Source organism: Sphingomonas sp. BAUL-RG-20F-R05-02 (assembly GCF_022662305.1).
Lineage (GTDB): Bacteria > Pseudomonadota > Alphaproteobacteria > Sphingomonadales > Sphingomonadaceae > Sphingomonas.
In genome coordinates this window covers 251,932-272,207 of the sequence record NZ_JAKNQH010000004.1, presented here as the reverse complement: position 1 = coordinate 272,207, position 20,276 = coordinate 251,932, and the positions used below count along the sequence as shown (strand labels likewise).

The window sequence follows — 20,276 nt, the reverse complement described above, 5'->3', positions numbered from 1 at the left end:
CATTCGTGGGCGGCGCGCTTCGTTTCAAACAAGAGGTCATAGCCCCATGAAGGCGCTCATGAAGACCACCAAGGCGGTCAAGCCGCACGAGGTGGAGAAGAAATGGCTTATCGTCGACGCAGACGGTCTGGTCGTCGGCCGCATGGCGTCGATCATCGCCAACGTCCTGCGCGGCAAGCACAAGCCGAGCTTCACCCCCCACGTCGATTGCGGTGACAATGTCATCATCATCAACGCGGACAAGGTGCGGTTCACGGGCAACAAGCTCAAGGACAAGGTGTACTACAAGCACACCGGTTATGCCGGCGGCATCAAGGGCATCACCGCCGCCAAGGTTCTGGAAGGCCGCTTCCCGGAGCGCGTTCTGGAAAAGGCGATCGAGCGGATGATTCCGCGCGGTCCGCTCGGCCGCGCCCAGATGCGCAACCTGCGTATCTTCGCCGGCACCGAGCATCCGCACGAGGCGCAGAACCCCGAAGTCCTCGATATCGCGGGCATGAACCGCAAGAACAAGGTGGGCGCGTAATGACCGACAATCGCCAGTCCCTTTCCGATCTCGGCGCCGTCCTCAACCAGCAGGGCGAAGCCGCACAGGCGGGCGCCGAGGTTCAGGCCGACGCATATCTGTCGGGCCAGATCGACGAGCCGGTTCAGCGCGCGCCGCTGCGTGAGCAGGACCTCGACCAGTATGGCCGCGCTTATGCGACCGGCCGTCGTAAGGACGCCGTTGCCCGCGTGTGGCTCAAGCCCGGTACCGGCAAGATCACTATCAATGGCCGTGACCAGGAAGTGTATTTCGCACGCCCGACGCTGCGTCTCGTCATCAACCAGGTGTTCGGCATCACCGAGCGTACCGGGCAGTATGACGTGATCTGCACCGTGAAGGGCGGCGGGCTTTCGGGCCAGGCCGGCGCCGTGAAGCATGGCATCAGCCAGGCGATCACCAAGTACGAGCCGATCCTGCGCGCGCCGGTCAAGGCAGCAGGCTTCCTGACCCGCGACAGCCGCACGGTCGAGCGTAAGAAGTACGGCCGCGCCAAGGCACGTCGTAGCTTCCAGTTCTCGAAGCGCTAACAGCTTCCATCTCGAACACGATGGGGCGGTCCGGCAACGGGCCGCCCTTTTCGTATGTGCGGATCAGTCGACGTGCTCGACCGGCAGCCGCACGTCCGGCGCAGGCGTGAGAGCGCGCACCTTCACCGAAAAGCCATCAGGCGCGATACGGATTTCGTTGAATGACGGCGGCGTGTCGCGGGTGCGTTCGGACAAGGTGCCGGCCCCGATCAGGCGAACCTGGTGGCCACCGACGTCATGCGCGATATCGAACGGATCGTGGACATGGCCGGTCAGTACCGCTTCGACACCCGCTTCGGCGAGCGCCTGCAAGGCTTCCGCGCCACGGTGCGTCTGCGCGGATGTGCGCGTATGCGGCTCGATCAGGGGATGGTGGCAGGCGATGAACACGCGCGTGCCCGGCCGAGCCGCGCGCACCAACGCGAGCGTCTTCGCAAGTTCACCCTGGGAAACATAGCCTTTCGACCAGTTCAACCGCCACTGGAAACGCGCGGTCGTCACCATCGGCACGATCGTGACTCCCGCCAGTTCGAGCGGCGTTTCGATCATCTTTTCGACCGACAGGAATCGGCGGTACGGGCGGAAGAACCGCTCGAACAGATTGAAGTACGGCAGATCGTGATTGCCGACTTCGACCGTTACCGGCACGCCCAGCCCTTGCAACCACGCAAGCCCGTTCGCAAACTCGCTACGCCGTGCCTGCAGGGTCAGGTCGCCGGTCATGATGACCGCGTCGGGCTGCTCCTTGTGCACGAGATCGTCGAGCCACGCGATCGCCGCGCGGTCCTCGCGTCCGAAGTGTACGTCGCTGACGTGAAACAGTCGGGTCATGAGGATAGCCCCCCGCCTATGGTACGGATAAACATCTTGTCGGTGCGGGCACTGCAAATCTGCGTGCGCGGATCGAGCATTTCCGGTTCGCCGTCGAACAGCGCGAGCACCGGCTTGCGACCGCCGATGCGGAAGGTCTCGACAAAGACCTGCGTCACGCTGCGCGCAGCGACCCAGTCTCCCGTCAGCCACTCCCAGCCAAGTGATGCGACCGAACGAAAATCGCGCGCATCGACAGCCGCTACATCAAGCCGCTCGTCACCCGGCCGCACGAAAACCGCCTGTGGGCGGTGATCGATGCCCGGCACACCATCGAGCCTGATCCCGCGCGAGAACGTGCGTCGCCACGCGTGCCGCAGCGCCCGCGCGAGGCCGCGCAGCTTGCCCTCCCGCACCAGTTCGCGGGCGTGTACCCACGCGGTCGCAGGGCCCAGGATCAGCCCGACCAGCGCGCGGTGCTTGCCCGCCTCTACGAACGGGAGCGCCACCACCTCCCCGCGTTCGTGAGCTGCGTGGACGATCGCGGCGGGATCGGCGTTGCCGTGCAGGGACTTGGCGAGCAGGTTCATGGTGCCCCCGGGCAGGATCAGGATCTTGCCGCCCCATTTGGCATAAGCACAGACGGCGGCGTTGATCGTGCCGTCACCGGCGAACAGCGCGACCGTATCGGCACCGGCTGCATCGAGTTCTGCGTTGGTGGGCAGATCATCCTTCGGGAAACCCGTGCGTCCGACCAGAGCCAGCCCGCGCTCCTGGAACACGGCGACGATAGCCTCGGCCTTGGCGTCGGTCGCCGATCCCGAGGCGATGTTGGTGATGAACCAGATTTTCTCCATCCCTCGCCAACGCGCGGACAGGTGAAAGGGGCCGATGCTCGCGCCAATTTAGCGAGCCGCATGCCAAAGCATGCGTATGCACCCCCTCACGGCGATACCTCCACTCGACTACGACGGAGACGTGTACCGATCCGTCACGCCAGCCTCGGTACTGTCACCCGCAATATAACACTTTCATAATGCACGCCTGATCGGTTCGTGCCACGGTGCCCCGATGCAGACTGCCTCCAAACCAATGGCCGAACTCACCCTGCGCGGAATCTTGCTCGGCGGCTTGATCACACTCTTCTTCACTGCGGCCAACGTCTATCTTGGCCTGAAGGTCGGGCTGACCTTCGCGACGTCGATCCCGGCGGCGGTGATCTCGATGGCGATCCTCCGGCTGCTGCCGGGCGGGTCGATCCTCGAGAACAATATCGTGCAGACGATCGCGAGTGCCGCCGGCACGCTGTCGGCGATCATCTTCGTGCTGCCGGGGCTGGTGATGATCGGCTGGTGGCAGGGCTTCCCCTATGTGCAGACCGCACTGATCACCGCGACCGGCGGTGTTCTGGGCGTCATGTTCTCCGTGCCGCTCAGGCGGGCGCTGGTGGTCGATACCGACCTGCCCTACCCTGAAGGCGTCGCCGCAGCCGAGGTGCTGGAGATCGGCGCGGGATCGCGCGAGGGCGGCGAGGAAAGCACGCGGGGGTTGCGCGTGCTGGTCGTCAACAGCATCGCCTCGGCCAGCTTCGCGATCGCCACACAGACCAAGATCATCACCGATACCGCCGCCACCGCCTTCCGTGTCGGCGCGGGGGCGACCGGGATTTCGGGCAGTCTGTCGTTCGCGCTGCTCGGCGTCGGACATCTTGTCGGCATTTCGGTCGGCGCGGCGATGGCGCTCGGCCTCGTCATCGGCTGGGGCGTGCTGATGCCGGTGATGACCGCCGCACAGCCCGTCCCCGGGGACGTGGCAGGATGGGTGGGAATGATCTTCTCCAGCCAGGTACGGTTCTTCGGGGCCGGCGTCATCGGCATCTCCGCAATGTGGACTTTGGTGCGGATCGCTGCGCCAGTGATCGGCGGCGTCCGTTCGGCGTTAGCCGCAAGCGCGGCGCGCAAGGGCGGCGAGACGCTGGCGCTGGAGGAACAGGACCTGCCGATCCTGTGGGTCGGCGCGGTCGCGGTGCTGACGCTGCTGCCGATCGTATGGCTGCTGTGGGATGTGCTGGCGGGTGGCGCACTGGCCGCCTCAGGTGTTGCGCTGATCGCGGGGGCACTGGTGTTCATCCTTGTCGCCGGTCTGATGATCGCGGCGGTGTGCGGCTATATGGCCGGGCTGATCGGAGCGTCGAATTCGCCGGTGTCGGGCATCGGCATCCTCGCTGCAATCGGTTCGGCGCTGCTGCTGGTTGGGCTGTTCGGGCAGCATCCGGGTGCCGACACGACGCGCGCACTGATCGCCTATGCGCTGATCGTCACCGGCATCGTGTTCGGGGTGGCGACCATCTCGAACGACAATCTGCAGGATCTCAAGACCGGCCAGCTTGTCGGGGCGACGCCATGGAAGCAACAGGTCGCGCTGGTGATCGGCGTGGTGTTCGGCTCGCTCATCATTCCGCCGGTGCTGAACGTGCTCAATACCGGCATCGGCTTCGTCGGGGCACCGGGCGCCGGACCCAATGCGTTGGCGGCGCCCCAGGCCGGGTTGATCTCCGCGCTGGCCAAGGGGGTGCTGTCGGGCGATGCGAACTGGCGAATGCTTGGGTACGGCGCGCTCGCGGGTGTGGCGCTGATCGTGCTCGACGAAGGGCTCGGCCGCCTCAAGCTGCTGCGGCTGCCGCCGCTCGGCGTCGCGCTTGGCATCTATCTGCCGATGTCGGTGATCCTGCCAACCGTCACCGGGTCGGTGGTTGGCTGGTTCTACGATCGTTGGGCGCGAGGCAGTGCCAATCCCGAAGTGGCCGAGCGGATGGGCACGCTGACCGCGACCGGGCTGATCGTCGGTGAAAGCCTGTGGGGCGTTGCCTTCGCGTTCATCGTGTACCTGACCGGCAGCGACGCACCGCTCGCGTTGGTCGGGCCGGGGTTCGCCGGAACCGCGCTGGTGGCGGGCACCCTGCTGTTCATCGCGCTGGCCGCGTTGCTATACCGGCGGACCATGGCGATGGCGCGTTAGCCTTACGTTGCGCGAGCGATCATCGCCGTTTCGTCGCGGCGCAGCGTCAGCACCTCGACGCCGCTCGCCGACACCGCAACGGTGTGCTCGAACTGCGCGGAGAGCTTGCGGTCGTTGGTAACGACGGTCCAGCCGTCTTCCTCGGTCGACACCTTGCGCGTGCCCTGATTGATCATCGGCTCGATCGTAAAGACCATGCCCTCGCGCAGTTTCATGCCGCTGCCAGGCTTGCCGAAGTTCATCACCTGCGGTTCCTCGTGCATCTCGCGCCCGATACCGTGACCGCAATACTCCCGCACCACCGAATAGCCGTTCTTCTTGGCATGACGCTCGATCACGCAGCCGATATCGCCGATATACGCGCCGGGTCGTACCTGGCGGATGCCATGCCACATCGCCTCCTGTGCGACACGCACCAGCCGCGTCGTCGCGGGCGGCACGTTGCCAACCACATAGGTTTTGCTCGAGTCCGCGATGAAGCCGTTCTTTTCCAGCGTGATGTCGAGGTTGATGATGTCGCCGTCACGGATGATCTCTCCCGCATCCGGCACGCCGTGGCAAACGACGTGGTTGATCGAACAGTTCAGGACGTACTTGAAGCCATATTGTCCCTTGCTGGCCGGTCGCGCGGCGAGATCGATGGTGATGAAGCGATCGACCAGATCGTTGACCTGCATCGTCGACAGGCCGGCGAGGTTCTGGGTGTCGAGCATCTCGAACACCGAGGCGAGCAGCTTGCCGGATATGCGCATCAGCGCGAGCTCGTCGGCCGTCTTCACCATCTCAGGCGGCGACGGCGGACAGCGGCACCTGCGCGGCCGCAAGTTCGGCTGCGACAATATCGTTGAAGGACAGCGTCGGGTTCGCTTCGGCCATCATGCCGATCTTCATCCAGAACTCGGCCTGCGCGTTGATCGAACGGCACATCACCGCACTCGCACGGCGCGCTTCTTCGTGAAGGTCGTCGGCGACTTTGACGATGCCCACCAGCTTTCTCCCATCGTTGAACAGCATACGGAACGTATATGCTTCGTATAGCCTTGTCAACGCAGACCCGTTCGTGGCGACTGTGCAACATGCAGGCTAACAGCCTGCCTCGCGCGGCAAGCCTGCCAAAACACGCCACCGCTCGCCGGCTACAGGTGGGAACGACGGTTCGAGCGACGCCGTCGCGACGTCACATCGCCGCGAGGAGGCTCGAAATCGGGATGAACGCGAAAGCAACCGAGCTATCCGCCACGCCGTAGGGCACGAACAGCTTGTCGCCATGCTTCAGCGCGCCGCAGGTGTAGACGACGTTGGGCACATACCCCTCGCGGTCCTGATCGGCAGCGGCGAGAATCGGCTCCTGCGTCCGGCCAAGCACCTTGGAGGGATCGTCCTTGTCAAGCAGGACCGCGCCGATCGAATATTTCCGCATCGCGCCGACGCCGTGCGTGAGCAGCAGCCAGCCCTCGTCGATCTCGATCGGCGGACCGCAATTGCCGATCTGCACCAGCTCCCACGGCAGTTCGGGCGTGAGTAGCAGTTCGCCCTCGTCCCAATGCGTCAGCGTATCCGACTTGAGCAGGAACAGGTTTTCGCCGTCCTGCCGGCCGATCATCATATACTGGCCGTTCACCTTGCGCGGGAACAGCGCCATACCCTTGTTACGTGCGGCAGGGCCGCTCATCGGGACCAGATCGAACGCCCGGAAATCGCGCGTGCGGAGCAGTTCGGACTGGATCGTAGAGCCGTTATAGGCGGTGTAGGTACCAAGCCACTCCCACGCACCGTCGTCATGCTGAAAATGCACGAGGCGCAGATCCTCAAGCCCCTTCGACTGGGCATCGGTCATCGGGAAGATCACCGTACCCGACAGCGTGGAGTCACGGTGGCGGTAAACCGTCACCGGGCCTTCCGGCACCGTTTCCTCGTCGACGTCGATCATGTCGGTCGCCGTCGCGAAAGGCGGCTCGGGTGCGAGTTTCAGCTCGTTGTTGTCGGTGATGATACCTTCGCGGAACGCCACGGAGGAGATGTGCCCCTCACCCACCGCGCGCAGGCTCATCAGGATGCGTTGCGAACCGGGCGGCATGCCGGTCTGGTCGAAATGCGGCACCGCACTGGGATTCATCAGCGCGGCTGCGGCATAGCTGTATTCGTGACAGAAATACGCACCAATCAACTGACGTTTCTCGTCACCGATATAGGTACCGTCGAGGCCCATCATGGCCGCAATTTCGTCATAGCGCGTCATGAAGACGCGGCGCGTCTGCCAATGACGCGCCTCGAAATCCTTTAGCACGATCTCCAGTTCCGCACGCGTTTCGGCAGTGTTGAGCGCCATTACGGCGTTAACGATGCGTTCGGTACGGCTCGGCCCCTTCCCGCTTGCCGCCCAGGCAAGATGGAACGGCCGCACAACCACGCGGGAAGGATCTGCGTGGAGCCGCAGAGCATGGTGGAACAGGTCTATCACGTCGTCGCCTCGCCAACAGTCTGCTACGCGACGTCACGAGCGAGGCTACGCAACGGCGCGATCCGGCCCTGCCACGCTTTCGACCTGCTTTGAAAGCCCAGAAATCGCACATGATGCGAGTTGCAGCGCCAAAATCGACTCCGCACCTTGGTTACGGTTCAATCCGCTCGGCATCAGTCCGTCGAAACAGCCCCCATCATGCACTGTGGCAAGCGGAAGATCGAGATCGTTGACCCCAAGATACCAATGATAAGCCTTCATGGCCTCATCGATCCACCGCCGTTCACCGGTCGCTTCGAATGCTGCTTCACAGGCCTCGATCGTCGCCTGCGCTTCGAGCGGTTGCTGGTCGTATGGCAGCGGCGCCTGGAATGGGCGGTTGAAACTCTCGCTACCGACCGCGCGGAAACGGCCTTCGGGTGACGTCTGCTGCCCAATGATCCAATCCAGCGTCCTGGTGCCGCACGCGATCAGGTCATCGCGGCCCAGCGCCTTGCCGGCGCGGAGCAGCGCTTCCGGGAGACGGGCATTGTCATAGGCCAGCACGATCTCGAACCACTCCCATTCAGGGCGTCGCGCCTCTTCGAGAAGGGCGAGCAGGTCGGCCGAAAAGCGCGTCAATATGCTACGCGCAAGCGCATGGCCGGGGAACGCCTCCAGGATTGCGGCCGCGCCGAGCATCGCGAAACCATGGGCACGCGGGCTGCCAAGCTCGAAGGCGAGGCTCGCAGTCATGTCGAACATCGCCACCGCCCAATCGCGGTGCTTGGCTTGGCGGGCATCCCGTGCAGTTACGCCGAACGCCCAGATCGTCCGGCCGTTGGAGTCCTCCGACCCGACATCCTCGCACCAGGTTCGGTCAAACCGCATGAAGTTGCGGAAACGCCGCGCCTCGGGGTTCCACGCATATTGCAGGAACGATTCGTAGGTCGTCATCCACTTGTCGCGCACGTCGTCGGCAAGCGTTTCCATCTTGCAGGCAAGGATCAGCGCGCGCGCATTGTCATCGATGCAATAGCCGTGACGGCGGTCCGGCACCGAGAAGATCGCGTGCTGGAACATGCCGGTGGAGTCGCTCATCCGCTCTACCGCAGAAAAGTCCGGATCAAGAGACGCCGTGGACGGCGAAGGCCCCGCGATACGGCGTGGCTGCGTCGCGATGATATGGGCAATCTCCCGCATCGCGCGTTCGGCAAGGCGCGGCCAGATCATCGTACGGCCACGTTCGTACGCACGCTGCGAAAGGCGGGTGCGATTGCGTTCGCTGTCGAGCAGTGCGTTGATTTCACGCGCGAACGCCGCGCTGTCCCCGAAGTCGACCAGCACGCCGTGCCCGTCTGAAAGAATCTCGGTCGCATGGACGTAAGGCGTCGACACAACCGCTTTACCCACACCGACGGCGTAGGAAAGCGTACCCGAGGTGATCTGTGCCGGGTTGCTGTAGGGCGTTGCGTAGATATCGGCGGCCTGCAAGTAATTGATCAGATCGTTATGCTCGACGAATTCGTCGATGAAAGCGACTTGCTCGCCGACGCCATGCTCGGATGCCAGCGCCTTAAGACGATCACGGTATACCTCGCCCTCATGCGCGACCAGGTTAGGATGCGTCGCGCCGAGAACAACATAATAGGCGTCGGGATGGCGCGCGGTAATCGCCGGCATCGCGTCTATGATGGTCTCGATGCCCTTGTTGGGGGCGAGCAGCCCAAAGGTGAAGATCACCTTCTTGCCCTGCCAGCCGAACTGAGCCTTCAGCGTATCGGGATCGACGAAGTCGCGATCCGGGACGCCGTGCGGGATCATCACGAGCGATCGCGCACTGGCACCATAGACCCGCTCGAGGATCTCGCTGCCACGATCCGCCATGACCACCACCTTGGCGGCGCGACGCAGCAGACCTTCCATCACGCGGCGCTCTTCAGCGCTGGGCTTTTCAAGAATGGTATGAAGCGTCACGATCACCGGGATCGTCACCCGGTCGAGCAGCGCAAGTAGATGCTCGCCGGCCGAGCCGCCGTAGATGCCATATTCATGCTGTACCCAGAGCGCCTGCGCGCCACTATGCTCGATCGCGCGCGCCGCCTCCGAATAGGCGATGCGATCGTGCTGCGGGATGCTCATCGTGACCTCGGGCGGATACACGTAACGGCCCGGATGATCGTCCATGGCGTACACGTCGATCTTGAGATCGGGGAAGCGCCCCTTCAGCGCGGTGAACGTATCCGTCGTGAAAGTCGCAAGACCGCACTTGCGCGGCAGGAAATTCCCAATCAGCGCAATGTGGTCAATCGAAGAAAGCGGTTCTGCTGCTCGCGTCATCAAGGGACATCCTGTGGACCGAGGCTAAATGCCCCGACGTGTCTCCCCAACAACAAACTGCTTTCGAATAAGTTGCAAGAATGTTGCACCGCAACGAAGCAAGTCCTCCAAACTGGGTCAGGCGTTCGCGGATGCAGCATTCAGCCCCGGCCACGATAGCCGGGCACGTCCTGCGACGGCAGCCACAAGCCATCCGGCGGCGAGCCAGACTGCCAGAAGACGTCGATCGGCATACCGCCGCGCGGATACCAATAGCCACCGATCCGCAACCACAATGGCTTCATCTCCGCAAACAGCCGCTCGCCGATGCCGACCGTGCAATCCTCGTGGAATGCCTGATGGTTGCGAAAGCTGCCGAGGAAAAGCTTGAGCGACTTGGACTCGACGATCGTCTCACCCGGTGCGTAATCCAGCACGAGGTGTGCAAAATCCGGCTGGGCGGTCACCGGGCACAGCGAGGTGAACTCCGGCGCGGTAAACCGCACCAGATACGGACGCCCGCGCCGTGGATTGGGAACGTAGTCGAGCACCGCTTCCTCCGGAGAGACGGGAAGCGCGCTGGTTTGGCCGAGATGCTTTGGTGTCATGCCGCGCATGTAGCGATGCATGTTGTGCTTCGCCACTGCGCTCGACGTGCACAACCTGCGGGTTTAGGTAGGCGAGCAAAGGCTTACGGGAAATGAACATGGATTCGCTGGTATCGACCGAGTGGCTCGCCGCCGAATTGGGCGCCGCCGATCTTCGCATCGTCGATGCAAGCTATTTCCTGCCTGAGCATGGCCGGGATGCAGTAACCGAGTTCGCAGGTGCACATATTCCGGGTGCAGTGTTCCTCAACCTCAAGACCGTCGCCGATACCGCCAGCCCCTACCCGACCATGCTTCCGTCAACCGACGCGTTCACCCAGGCGATGCAGGCGCTGGGTATCAGTGCGACCGCGCGGGTGGTGATCTACGACGCCTCGCCGATCCACTCCTCCGCACGGGCATGGTGGATGCTGCGCCACTTCGGGTTTGAGGAGGTTGCCATACTCGACGGTGGTCTAGCCAAGTGGCAGGCGGAGCGCCGTGTTACAGAACGCGGCGATGCCGCTCCCCTGCCGGCCACGCTGAGCGGCCTGTCGCCTCGCAGCGATGTGCGCACGCTTGCCGACATGCGCGAGACGCTGGTCGGCGGCGCGGAACAGGTGCTCGATGCGCGCTCTGCCGCGCGCTTCTCCGGCGAGGAGCCGGAAACGCGGCCCGGTGTGGCGAGCGGGCATATTCCGGGCGCGAAACACCTGCATTATGCTACGTTGTTCAACCCGGACGGGACCTGGAAGAGCCGCGCCAACCTGCGCACCGCGTTTGAAAATTCCGGCGTCGACCTCTCTCGGCCGATCGTCACCACCTGCGGGTCGGGAATCACGGCGGCGGTGCTGGCGTTCGGCGCGCACCTGCTCGGCGTGGAAACAGCGCTATACGATGGCAGTTGGTCCGAATGGGGCGCCGACCCATCCACGCCCAAGGCAACGGGAGCGATCGCATGAGCGGCGAGCCACGCGACAAGGGCACTTCGACGCGGGTTGTCGCCGCAGGGCGGCGGAAGGAATGGACGCAGGGCATCGTCAACACGCCGGTCTGGCGTGCCTCCACGATCCTGTACGACAGCGTCGCCGACCTGCGCGCTTCCGGCGCGGCCGATACGCACCATCGCTTGTTCTACGGTCGGCGCGGCACTCCGACGCAGTGGAGCCTCGCCGACGCGCTGACCGAACTGGAACCCGGAGCGGAGGGGACGTTTCTCTATCCTTCCGGCGTGGCGGCGATCGCGGCGGCGTTATTGTCGGTCCTCTCGCCCGGCGACGAACTGCTGCTGGTCGATAGCGCCTATGATCCGTCGCGCGGCATCGCCAACGGTTTGCTCAAGCGAATGGGCATCACCACGCGCTGCTACGATCCGCTGATCGGCGCCGGTATCGCCGACCTGATCGGGCCGAACACGCGCGCGATCCTGATGGAGAGCCCCGGCAGCCTCACGTTCGAGGTGCAGGATGTGCCCGCAATCTGCGCAGCCGCAAAGGCGCGCGGTGTTACGACCTTGCTCGACAACACCTGGGCAACGCCGCTGCTGTTCCCGGCGATGCAGCACGGCGTCGATCTTTCGATCCTCGCCTGCACGAAATATATCGTCGGCCATTCGGACGTAATGCTCGGATCGGTGACCGCCGCGCCCGGCCATTTCATGCAACTGCGTGATACCAGCTTCCAGTTGGGGCAAGTCGCCAGCCCGGACGATGCCTGGCTCGGTTCGCGGGGGCTGCGGACGATGGCGGTGCGGCTGCGCCAGCATCAAGACAGCGCACTTCAAATCGCACGGTGGCTCGCCGAACAGCCGGAAGTGGCGCGCGTGCTGCACCCGGCGCTACCGTCCTGCCCCGGGCACGAGATCTTCGCACGCGATTTTCTGGGCGCATCCGGCCTTTTCTCGTTCGTCCTCAACGGCGGCGCGAAGGAAAAGTGGGAGGCGGCGCGTGCCGCGCTGATCGATGGGCTGGAGCATTTCGGGATTGGCTACAGCTGGGGCGGGTTCGAGAGCCTGGCGCTACCGATCAACCCGGCCCGCCACCGCACCGCAACGCGCCGCGATGACGCCGGGCCGATGATCCGCCTTCAGATCGGGCTCGAGGATGCCGACGACCTGATCGCCGATCTCGACGCCGGCCTCGCGCGGTTCCGGACGGTTATGCACCCATAGCCGTGTGGCGCGCGCGCCACATCAGCAACAAACCGGACACAGATCAGCAAAATTTTGTTGTACTGCACCATAAGCAGGCTCAAGTTACGGCCTCCAAAGGCAAGTTGCGCGGAGGGTTCGCCCTTACAGACGTACATGCATTCGGAAGCAGGCGGGGACGACGCATTTCGAAAGGGAAACGATGCGCTTCTCCACACTCTCGCTCGGCGCGCTGTTGCTCGCCGCCTCTGCCACGCCCGCGCTTGCGGACGATGCCCCGACGGCACCACCGCCCGCCTTCACGGTCAGCGGTGGCGCAACGTTGATCTCCGACTATCGCTTTCGCGGCATTTCGCAGACCGACAAGAAAGTTGCGCTGCAGGGTACGTTCACCATCGCGCACGAATCGGGTCTGTACGCCACCGTCTGGGGTTCGACGATCGACGATTACATCGCGAACGGCAGCGATCAGGAAGTTGATCTGATTGCGGGTTATTCAAAGACGATCAACGGCATCAAGCTCGATGGCGGCGTGCTCTATTATTACTATCCCGGTGGCGGCCACGCCAACACCGACTTCGTCGAGCCGTACTTCGACATCTCGAAGCAGTTCGGCCCGGTCAACGGCAAGGTTACGGTCAACTATGCGCCGAAGCAGAAGGCGCTGAGCGTCGGCAACGGTTCGGAAAGCAACGTCTATCTCGCCGGCGACGCTGCGCTTGCGGTGCCGAACACGCCGTTCGGCTTCACCGCACACCTCGGCCACACCTTTGGGCCGAGCTACCTGTCGATCGGAGATAATTACACCGACTGGGGACTGGGCGGCAGCTACACCTGGAACCATCTGACGCTCGGCCTGAGCTATGTGGATACCAACAAGGATTCGTTCATCACCGATCAGCACGGCGAGACGCGTAACATCTCCAAGGGCGGTGTCGTGGTATCGCTCGGCGCGGCGTTTTAAACCGAGCAAGGCATTTAAAGAAAAAGGGAGCGGTTCGCCGCTCCCTTTTTTTGTGTGTCGGATAGACCGGCCCGAAAGCCGGCAGTTCACTTGGCCTGTGTTACGCGGGCGCTTTGGCCGTCACCTTCTGGAGCGGCAACCACGTCGCGGGTCGACGCGCCCTTGTCGACCACGTTGGTTGCGGGATCGTCGACCGAGGAACGGATGCCCGCGTCGTCGCTATCCGCGCCCGCTGCCGAGAGCGTCGCGCTCTCGCCCGCGCTACGCGGCGCCGACCCGCCGAATAGCGCGTCAAGCGCCTGCGCGTTGGGGCTGACGTCGTTCGCGCGTGCGGCACCGGGCTTCGGCGGAGCAAGCGAGAAATCGGGCGGGATTACCAGCGGCGCCTGACGCGCGACCGCGAACTCATCCGGACCGCCGGGGCTACCCAGCCGCGAATGCGCGGCGCATCCGCCCAGCAACAGCGCGACGCCCGATACGCCCGCGACACAAACCAGTTTACGCATTGCCAGAAGTCTCCACAGAATCTTGTGCCGCATGTCGTTCGCCCCTGGGCTTGTCGCGTACCAGAAGCGCGCGGACGAACAAGACGAGCACCCCCACCGTAATCGCGGCATCGGCGACATTGAAGACCAAAAACGGTTGCCACGCGCCGATATGAAAATCGGCAAAATCGACTACATAGCCGAGCCGCACCCGATCGAGGATATTGCCGAGCGCGCCGCCCAACACACAACCAAGCGCGATCTGCTCGATCCGCTTGGGTTCGCGCAGCATCCATACCAGCACGCCGAGCGCGATCAGCCCGGTCATCGCCACCAGCAACCAGCGCGACGTGTCGTTGCTCGCGTGCAGCAGCCCGAGCGAAACGCCGTGGTTGGCGACGAACTGCAGGTTGAAAAACGGCGTAATCTCACGCGCGGCGGTCAGATCGTCAAGCCGCAGCACCTGCGTGATGCCGTATTTTGCAGCCTGATCGGCGACGAACAGCAGCGCGGCGGCAGCGAAGCCGGCGGCGGGCAGCCGGCTCATGCCACAACACTTTCGCAGCGGTCACACAGGTCGAGATCCTGCACCACCTCGGGCAGCAACCGCCAGCAGCGACCGCACTTGTGATACTCGGTGCGCGTCACCGCGATGCCGTCACCCGGCGAGACATTGGCGACGATGAACGCCTCCGCCAGCGCCTCCGGCGCGACCGGCAGCGCCGGCACCGTCACCTCCGCCTCAAGGCTGGAACGCACCACCTTCTCACGGCGCAGCGGCTCGATCGCCTCGGTCACCTGCGCACGCAAAGCGCGCACTTCCGCCCACACCGTAGACACGCCATCGTCACCCGACGTGGCCGGCACGTCCGGCCATTCCAGGAAATGCACCGAGCCATCCTCGCTCGGGAAGCGTGCCTGCCATACTTCCTCGGCGGTAAAGCATAGGATCGGTGCGGCATAGCGCACCAGCGCGTGGAACAGCAGATCGAACATGGTACGCGCGGCGCGACGCTTGAGATCGCTCGGCGCGTCGCAATACAGCGAGTCCTTACGAATATCGAAATAGAACGCCGACAGATCCTCGTTGGCGAAATCGGTTAGCAACCGCAGATAACGGTTGAACTCAAACGCTTCCGCTGCCGCCTTGAGATCGCGATCGAGGTTACCGAGCAGGTGGAGCACATAGCGTTCCAGCTCGGGCATGTCGGCCGGCGCGACCTTTTCGGCATCGCTGAACCCGTCAAGCGCGCCGAGCAGATAGCGGAAGGTGTTGCGCAGCTTGCGATATGCGTCGGAAGTGGTGGTGAGCACCTCCTTGCCGATCCGCACGTCCTCGAAATAATCGACCGAGGCGACCCACATCCGCAGGATGTCCGCGCCGCTTTCCCCGATCACCTTCAACGGATCGACCACGTTGCCGAGGCTCTTCGACATCTTGCGGCCGTTGCCGTCGAGCGCAAAGCCGTGCGTCAGCACCGCGTCATAGGGCGCGCGCCCACGCGTGCCGCAGCTTTCCAGCAGCGACGACTGGAACCAGCCGCGATGCTGGTCTGATCCTTCGAGGTAGAGGTTGGCGCGCGTACCTTCGCCGTAGCGCGCCTCGATCACGAAGGCGTGCGTCGAGCCGCTGTCGAACCACACGTCGAGAATGTCAGTGACGATCTCGTAATCCGCCACCGCATAATCCGGGCCGAGCAGCGCCTGATGATCGGCGGAAAACCACGCGTCCGCGCCGCCGGCGGTGAACGCCTCGCGGATGCGGGCGTTGACCGCCGGGTCGCGCAGATAGTCGCCGGTCTGGCGGTGGACGTAGAGCGCGATCGGCACGCCCCACGCACGCTGCCGCGAGATCACCCAGTCGGGGCGTTGCGACACCATTGCATTGATGCGGTTCTTGGCACGCTCAGGCACCCAGCGAGTCTGCTCGATCGCATCGAGCGCGAGGTCGCGGAGGGTTGCACCGTTGCTGGTGGTAGCGCTTGTGGCGGACGGCTCGCTTTGCTCGCCGATCAACCCGCTGCGAACGCCCCCCAGGCGTTCGCTATTCGCGGGTTGATCCATCGGGATGAACCACTGCGGCGTCGCGCGGAAGATCACCTTGGCCTTCGACCGCCAACTATGCGGGTAGGAATGCGCGAAGTCGTCGCTTGCCGCGATCAGTGCGCCAACCGCGCGGAGGTCCGTGCAGATCGGCCCTTCCGCGCTGACGAACTTCTTGTTGATGACGCTGCCCTGCCCGCCCAGCCACAGCCAGTCGGCGCGGTACATGCCCGCGCCATCGACCGCGAACACCGGATCGATACCGTTAGCCTTGCACAGCAGGAAATCGTCCTCGCCGTGGTCGGGCGACATGTGGACGAGCCCGGTGCCGGCGTCGGTGGTAACGAAATCACCGGCAAGGAACGGGCGCGGCTTGGCGAAGAACCCGCCGAGTTCGTGCATCGGGTGGCGGGCAACGGCGCCCTCAAGCTGCGATCCACGCACCGACATCAGCGCGGTGACGGTCCCCGCTGCATCGCCGATCTTGACGATGACCGGATGCCCGATGCGCGCGCCGAAGCTTTCCAGCAGATCATGCGCGACCAGCAACGTGCGCGGGCCACCGACCATGTCGTCGAAGCGGACCAACAGATATTCGATCTCCGGCCCATACGCCAAAGCCTGATTGACCGGGATCGTCCACGGCGTCGTCGTCCAGATCACCGCATGCGCGCCGACCAATTCGGGCGCATTCGGCGCCTCGGTGATTTCGAACGCGACGTCGATCTGCGTCGATACCACGTCCTCATATTCAACTTCAGCTTCGGCAAGCGCGGTCTTTTCCACAGGCGACCACATCACCGGCTTGGCGCCGCGATAAAGCTGGCCACTTTCCGCGAACTTGAGCAGTTCGCCGACGATCGACGCTTCCGCCTCATACTTCATCGTCAGATACGGGTCGGCCCAATCGCCCATCACGCCGAGCCGCTCGAACTCCTTGCGCTGCACCGCCACCCACTTCTCGGCATAGGCGCGGCACTCGGCGCGGAACTGCGCGACCGGCACCTGATCCTTGTCGAGCTTTTTGGCGCGGTACGCCTCCTCGACCTTCCACTCGATCGGCAGGCCGTGGCAATCCCAACCCGGCACGTAGGGCGCGTCCTTGCCCATCAGCGACTGGCTGCGGACGATGATGTCCTTCAGCACCTTGTTCATCGCATGGCCCATGTGAATGTCGCCATTCGCATAGGGCGGGCCGTCGTGCAGGATGAAGCGTTCGCGCCCGGCGCGCTGCTCGCGCAGGCGATCGTACAGGCCGAGCTTTTCCCACCGCGCGAGAATCGCGGGTTCCTTGGCGGCGAGGCCGGCCTTCATCGGGAAGTCGGTCTTCGGCAGGAAGACGGTGTCGCGCCAGTCGCGCGGGCTATCGGGGGCGGTCGTATCGGTCATGAAGCGGTGGCCTTAGCCGAGCGGCGCGCCACTATAAAGCCCCCTGCCCGAGCATCGCCTCGTCACCAGTTCCACACCATGCCGGTTTCGCTGAACGGCTTCGGCTCTTTCGGCGGGATCGTCGCGCTGTTCAGCTCGACCTGCCAGAAGCCGACGTCGATCCAGCGGCCGTTCTTGTAACCCGCCTCGCGGAGCACGCCGGTGCGTTTGAAGCCGACCGATTCGTGCAGTCGGATCGACCAGTCGTTCGGCAGCGTGATGACACCGATCGCATGCGCGAAGCCCTGCGCGCGTACCGTATCGATCAAAGCATCGTAAAGCTGCCGGCCATAGCCTTTGCCGAGGGCGGCCTGCGCGAGATAAACCGAGGTCTCGATCGTGTAACGATAGGCCGGCCGATCGCGGAACGGGCCAGCGAAGGCGTAACCCATAACCGTCGCCGCCTCACCTTCGGTGACCACCAGCCATGGCAGATAGCCGTTGGAGGCGAGCATGCGTTTGTGCATCTCGTCCGCGTCCGGCGCGTCGGTCTCGAACGACACCGTCGCGCCCTCGACGTAAGGGCGGTAGATGCCGGCGATCGCATCGGCATCGTCGGGCGTGGCGGAACGGACAGCGATCACCATCCGAAGCGCGCCAGCACGTAGTTCATCAGTGCTACGTCACCCTGCGCGGGCGGCGTGCCGCCCAGCCCTTCACACTCAAGACACCGCGCCTGTATCGCCGAGCCGGTGCCGATCCGCTTCACGTCACCGAGCGCCTGCGCGAACGCGGCGCGATGCTGCGCCGCGATGCGGGTGAACGCGTCACCGCCGCTTTTCGCATCGTCATCCCCGTCGTCGCGGGTGAACTGCGCGATCAGCTTGGCGAATGCGCTCGGCTTCTTCTCGAGATACTCGGCATGGTAGCTCTTCAACCCTGCCAGCTTCGCGGCCGCCGCGACCGCGTCATCAAGCCCGCCGAACTGATCGACCAGCCCGATCTGACGCGCGGTGCCGCCGTCCCACACCCGCCCTTGGCCGATCTCGTCAACGCGGGCCGGGGTCAGGTGCCGCGCAGTGGCGACGCGGCCGACAAACTCGCGGTAGCCGTTCTCGATTCCCGCCTGGAAAATCGCGTCAGCCTCCGGCGTGGTGCCCGCGTAGATGTCGGGCTGGCCGGACAGCGGCGTCGTCTTCACCCCATCCGTGGTGATGCCGATCTTCTTCAGCGTGTTCTCGAAGGTCGGGATGATCCCGAAGATGCCGATCGAACCGGTGATGGTGGTCGGCTCGGCGAAGATGCGGTCGCCGGCGGTCGATACCCAATAGCCACCGGAGGCCGCGACCGAACCCATCGATACCACGACCGGCAGCTTCTGCGCCTTCGCCTCTTGGATCGCGCGGCGCATCGTCTCGGACGCAAGCGCCGAGCCTCCCGGCGAGTCGACGCGAACGACCAAAGCCTTGAGAGTTTTCTTGGCAAGGCCGTCTAGCATCAGCTTGGCGATCGTGTCGCCGCCGACATTGCCGCCGCTCGACTTGCCGTCGGTGATGTCGCCGGCGATGGTCAACACGCCGACCGCATCGCCGCCGGTCGGCAGCGGGTTGCGTGCCACATAGCCGTCATAGCCGATCGTCTTGAAATTACCGGCCGCCTTGCTGGTGTCGAAGCCGGCGATCTGCGCCACACGCTTATCGAAATCCAGACGGGTGCCGAGCTTGTCGACCAGCCCCGCGTCAAGATTGGCTTTGGCAATGTCGCCCTGCGCCGCCGCGATCACCTTGTCGGGTGCGGTCAGGAACGGACCGACCTTGGCCTTGGGCCGCGCCTTGGCGATCGCCTCCTGCCACTGGCCGAAGATGACCTGGTACAGCTTAACGACCTCTTCCTTCGCTTCGGGCGAGGCGGCGTCGCGCGTGTACGGCTCGACATAGGATTTGTATTTGCCGACGCGGTAGACGTGCGCGGTGACGCCGAGCTTGTCGATCAGGCCCTTGTAATAGAGCTGCGATCCGCCCGGCCCCATGAACAGCGAGCCGCCCATCGGGTTCACCCACACTTCGCTCGCGTTGGCGGCAAGGCGATACGCGCCATCGGTATAGGCGGTGGCATAGGACAGCACCGGCTTGCCACTGTCGCGCACACGGCGGATCGCATCGCCGACCTCGGTCAGCGCGGCCGGATAGCCACCAGCAAACCCGTCGAGATCAAGCACGACGACCTTAACATCGCCGTCGCCTTTCGCCTTGTCGAGTGCGCGCACCAGATCGCGGAGGCGAAACTCGGTGGTGGTCGGCGAACCGGTCAGTGCCGCAAGCGTCCCCGGCGTACCCGGCTGCTCCACGATCGGACCGTCAAGCTTGAGCAACAGCGCGCCCGCCCGGTTACCGGAACCGCCCGGCCGCGCTGCAAGCGCACCGAACAGCACCCCGAAGAACAGCAGCATCGCGATCAGGACGAGCGCGTCCTTGATCCCGACCAAAAGCTTCCACGCACCTCGTACGAGTTTCACTCTGCCGCTCTCCTGTTGGCGGATGACAACATATCGCTAGAGCATCGCCGAAGACGCGTAAACACCGTGCAGTTGCGGCAACACAGCCGGTCAAAAATTGCGCTAGCGCCGGTTGACGATCGCCCGGCTCAGTCACATATGAGCGTCGCTGGCACTCACCTTTGGCGAGTGCTAACAACTATTCACATGCTCTACAAAAAGGACAGCGCATGAACTTTCGTCCGTTGCACGATCGCGTTCTCGTCCGCCGGGTTGAGGCGGAAGAGAAGACCGCTGGCGGGATCATCATCCCCGACACGGCCAAGGAAAAGCCGCAGGAAGGCGAAGTCGTCGCCGCCGGTGCCGGCGCCAAGAGCGAAGAGGGCAAGGTCACGCCGCTCGACGTTAAGGCCGGCGACAAGATCCTGTTCGGCAAGTGGTCGGGCACCGAGGTCAAAGTCAACGGTGAAGATCTGCTGATCATGAAAGAGTCGGACATTCTCGGGATCGTTGGCTGAGCCAACT

The 20,276-nt window shown here is 64.1% G+C and carries 19 protein-coding genes; 7 read left to right on the top strand and 12 right to left on the bottom strand.

Annotation, left to right across the window (positions count from 1 at the left end):
• The first annotated feature begins 46 nt into the window (after positions 1 to 46).
• Positions 47 to 526, top strand: coding sequence for a 50S ribosomal protein L13 (rplM, locus tag L8F97_RS11480; protein WP_242149764.1), 480 nt, complete (start codon positions 47 to 49; stop codon positions 524 to 526).
• The gene (gene rpsI, locus L8F97_RS11475; protein WP_242149760.1) at positions 526 to 1,074 is read left to right on the top strand and encodes a 30S ribosomal protein S9; all 549 of its coding nucleotides are present in this window, start codon (positions 526 to 528) and stop codon (positions 1,072 to 1,074) included. Before rplM ends, rpsI begins: the two co-directional genes overlap by 1 nt.
• 63 nt (positions 1,075 to 1,137) lie before the next feature.
• Here rpsI and L8F97_RS11470 read toward each other — a convergent pair whose 3' ends face one another.
• Complete coding sequence (locus tag L8F97_RS11470) at positions 1,138 to 1,905, bottom strand: metallophosphoesterase family protein (protein WP_242149757.1); 768 nt, start codon at positions 1,903 to 1,905, stop codon at positions 1,138 to 1,140.
• Positions 1,902 to 2,741: a diacylglycerol/lipid kinase family protein gene (locus L8F97_RS11465; RefSeq protein ID WP_242149754.1), complete on the bottom strand. Its 840-nt coding sequence runs from the start codon at positions 2,739 to 2,741 to the stop codon at positions 1,902 to 1,904. The genes L8F97_RS11470 and L8F97_RS11465 overlap by 4 nt, the downstream gene beginning before the upstream one ends.
• A gap of 214 nt (positions 2,742 to 2,955) precedes the next feature.
• On the opposite strand from L8F97_RS11465, the gene L8F97_RS11460 reads away from it, so the two are divergent.
• Positions 2,956 to 4,902 (top strand): OPT family oligopeptide transporter, encoded by a 1,947-nt coding sequence (locus tag L8F97_RS11460; protein ID WP_242149752.1) that lies wholly within the window; start codon positions 2,956 to 2,958, stop codon positions 4,900 to 4,902.
• A 2-nt stretch (positions 4,903 to 4,904) separates the two neighbouring features.
• Here the strand turns inward: L8F97_RS11460 and map are convergent, their stop codons facing one another.
• From map to queF, 5 genes are all read right to left on the bottom strand, one after another.
• The gene (gene map / locus L8F97_RS11455; RefSeq protein WP_242149748.1) at positions 4,905 to 5,684 is read right to left on the bottom strand and encodes a type I methionyl aminopeptidase; all 780 of its coding nucleotides are present in this window, start codon (positions 5,682 to 5,684) and stop codon (positions 4,905 to 4,907) included.
• A gap of 1 nt (position 5,685) precedes the next feature.
• The gene (locus tag L8F97_RS11450; protein ID WP_242149744.1) at positions 5,686 to 5,889 is read right to left on the bottom strand and encodes a ParD-like family protein; all 204 of its coding nucleotides are present in this window, start codon (positions 5,887 to 5,889) and stop codon (positions 5,686 to 5,688) included.
• 190 nt (positions 5,890 to 6,079) lie between these two features.
• The gene (locus tag L8F97_RS11445) at positions 6,080 to 7,363 is read right to left on the bottom strand and encodes a glycoside hydrolase family 130 protein (RefSeq protein ID WP_242149741.1); all 1,284 of its coding nucleotides are present in this window, start codon (positions 7,361 to 7,363) and stop codon (positions 6,080 to 6,082) included.
• A 45-nt stretch (positions 7,364 to 7,408) separates the two neighbouring features.
• Positions 7,409 to 9,682 (bottom strand): glycosyltransferase family 4 protein, encoded by a 2,274-nt coding sequence (locus L8F97_RS11440; RefSeq protein ID WP_242149739.1) that lies wholly within the window; start codon positions 9,680 to 9,682, stop codon positions 7,409 to 7,411.
• Between the two features lie 140 nt (positions 9,683 to 9,822).
• Positions 9,823 to 10,269 (bottom strand): preQ(1) synthase, encoded by a 447-nt coding sequence (gene queF / locus L8F97_RS11435; protein WP_242150158.1) that lies wholly within the window; start codon positions 10,267 to 10,269, stop codon positions 9,823 to 9,825.
• Between the two features lie 98 nt (positions 10,270 to 10,367).
• Between queF and sseA the strand changes: the two genes are divergently transcribed.
• The 3 genes from sseA to L8F97_RS11420 all read left to right on the top strand — a co-directional run bounded on the left by sseA (position 10,368) and on the right by L8F97_RS11420 (position 13,361).
• A complete protein-coding gene (gene sseA / locus L8F97_RS11430; RefSeq protein WP_242150155.1) occupies positions 10,368 to 11,210 on the top strand; it encodes a 3-mercaptopyruvate sulfurtransferase in 843 nt (280 codons plus the stop codon).
• Positions 11,207 to 12,418, top strand: coding sequence for a cystathionine beta-lyase (gene metC, locus L8F97_RS11425; RefSeq protein WP_242149737.1), 1,212 nt, complete (start codon positions 11,207 to 11,209; stop codon positions 12,416 to 12,418). Before sseA ends, metC begins: the two co-directional genes overlap by 4 nt.
• 181 nt (positions 12,419 to 12,599) lie before the next feature.
• Entirely contained in the window at positions 12,600 to 13,361 is a 762-nt protein-coding gene (locus L8F97_RS11420) for a TorF family putative porin (RefSeq protein ID WP_242149734.1), read from the top strand.
• An 86-nt stretch (positions 13,362 to 13,447) separates the two neighbouring features.
• Here L8F97_RS11420 and L8F97_RS11415 read toward each other — a convergent pair whose 3' ends face one another.
• The 5 genes from L8F97_RS11415 to sppA all read right to left on the bottom strand — a co-directional run bounded on the left by L8F97_RS11415 (position 13,448) and on the right by sppA (position 19,772).
• Positions 13,448 to 13,867, bottom strand: a complete 420-nt coding sequence (locus tag L8F97_RS11415; protein WP_242149731.1) for a DUF3035 domain-containing protein — start codon at positions 13,865 to 13,867, stop codon at positions 13,448 to 13,450.
• The gene (lspA, locus tag L8F97_RS11410; protein ID WP_242149729.1) at positions 13,860 to 14,393 is read right to left on the bottom strand and encodes a signal peptidase II; all 534 of its coding nucleotides are present in this window, start codon (positions 14,391 to 14,393) and stop codon (positions 13,860 to 13,862) included. Before lspA ends, L8F97_RS11415 begins: the two co-directional genes overlap by 8 nt.
• Positions 14,390 to 17,278: an isoleucine--tRNA ligase gene (gene ileS / locus L8F97_RS11405; protein ID WP_242149725.1), complete on the bottom strand. Its 2,889-nt coding sequence runs from the start codon at positions 17,276 to 17,278 to the stop codon at positions 14,390 to 14,392. Before ileS ends, lspA begins: the two co-directional genes overlap by 4 nt.
• Before the next feature lie 62 nt (positions 17,279 to 17,340).
• The gene (locus tag L8F97_RS11400) at positions 17,341 to 17,904 is read right to left on the bottom strand and encodes a GNAT family N-acetyltransferase (protein WP_242149723.1); all 564 of its coding nucleotides are present in this window, start codon (positions 17,902 to 17,904) and stop codon (positions 17,341 to 17,343) included.
• A complete protein-coding gene (gene sppA, locus L8F97_RS11395) occupies positions 17,898 to 19,772 on the bottom strand; it encodes a signal peptide peptidase SppA (RefSeq protein ID WP_242149720.1) in 1,875 nt (624 codons plus the stop codon). Before sppA ends, L8F97_RS11400 begins: the two co-directional genes overlap by 7 nt.
• A gap of 209 nt (positions 19,773 to 19,981) precedes the next feature.
• Between sppA and groES the strand changes: the two genes are divergently transcribed.
• Entirely contained in the window at positions 19,982 to 20,269 is a 288-nt protein-coding gene (gene groES / locus L8F97_RS11390; protein WP_242150152.1) for a co-chaperone GroES, read from the top strand.
• The last annotated feature ends 7 nt before the right edge of the window (positions 20,270 to 20,276 follow it).

Coding starts and splice junctions, on each gene's coding strand:
- rplM (WP_242149764.1), top strand. CDS start 47: ATGAAGGCGCTCATGAAGACCACCAAGGCGGTCAAGCCGCACGAGGTG.
- rpsI (WP_242149760.1), top strand. CDS start 526: ATGACCGACAATCGCCAGTCCCTTTCCGATCTCGGCGCCGTCCTCAAC.
- L8F97_RS11470 (WP_242149757.1), bottom strand. CDS start 1,905: ATGACCCGACTGTTTCACGTCAGCGACGTACACTTCGGACGCGAGGAC.
- L8F97_RS11465 (WP_242149754.1), bottom strand. CDS start 2,741: ATGGAGAAAATCTGGTTCATCACCAACATCGCCTCGGGATCGGCGACC.
- L8F97_RS11460 (WP_242149752.1), top strand. CDS start 2,956: ATGCAGACTGCCTCCAAACCAATGGCCGAACTCACCCTGCGCGGAATC.
- map (WP_242149748.1), bottom strand. CDS start 5,684: ATGGTGAAGACGGCCGACGAGCTCGCGCTGATGCGCATATCCGGCAAG.
- L8F97_RS11440 (WP_242149739.1), bottom strand. CDS start 9,682: ATGACGCGAGCAGCAGAACCGCTTTCTTCGATTGACCACATTGCGCTG.
- queF (WP_242150158.1), bottom strand. CDS start 10,269: ATGACACCAAAGCATCTCGGCCAAACCAGCGCGCTTCCCGTCTCTCCG.
- sseA (WP_242150155.1), top strand. CDS start 10,368: ATGGATTCGCTGGTATCGACCGAGTGGCTCGCCGCCGAATTGGGCGCC.
- metC (WP_242149737.1), top strand. CDS start 11,207: ATGAGCGGCGAGCCACGCGACAAGGGCACTTCGACGCGGGTTGTCGCC.
- L8F97_RS11420 (WP_242149734.1), top strand. CDS start 12,600: ATGCGCTTCTCCACACTCTCGCTCGGCGCGCTGTTGCTCGCCGCCTCT.
- L8F97_RS11415 (WP_242149731.1), bottom strand. CDS start 13,867: ATGCGTAAACTGGTTTGTGTCGCGGGCGTATCGGGCGTCGCGCTGTTG.
- lspA (WP_242149729.1), bottom strand. CDS start 14,393: ATGAGCCGGCTGCCCGCCGCCGGCTTCGCTGCCGCCGCGCTGCTGTTC.
- ileS (WP_242149725.1), bottom strand. CDS start 17,278: ATGACCGATACGACCGCCCCCGATAGCCCGCGCGACTGGCGCGACACC.
- L8F97_RS11400 (WP_242149723.1), bottom strand. CDS start 17,904: ATGGTGATCGCTGTCCGTTCCGCCACGCCCGACGATGCCGATGCGATC.
- groES (WP_242150152.1), top strand. CDS start 19,982: ATGAACTTTCGTCCGTTGCACGATCGCGTTCTCGTCCGCCGGGTTGAG.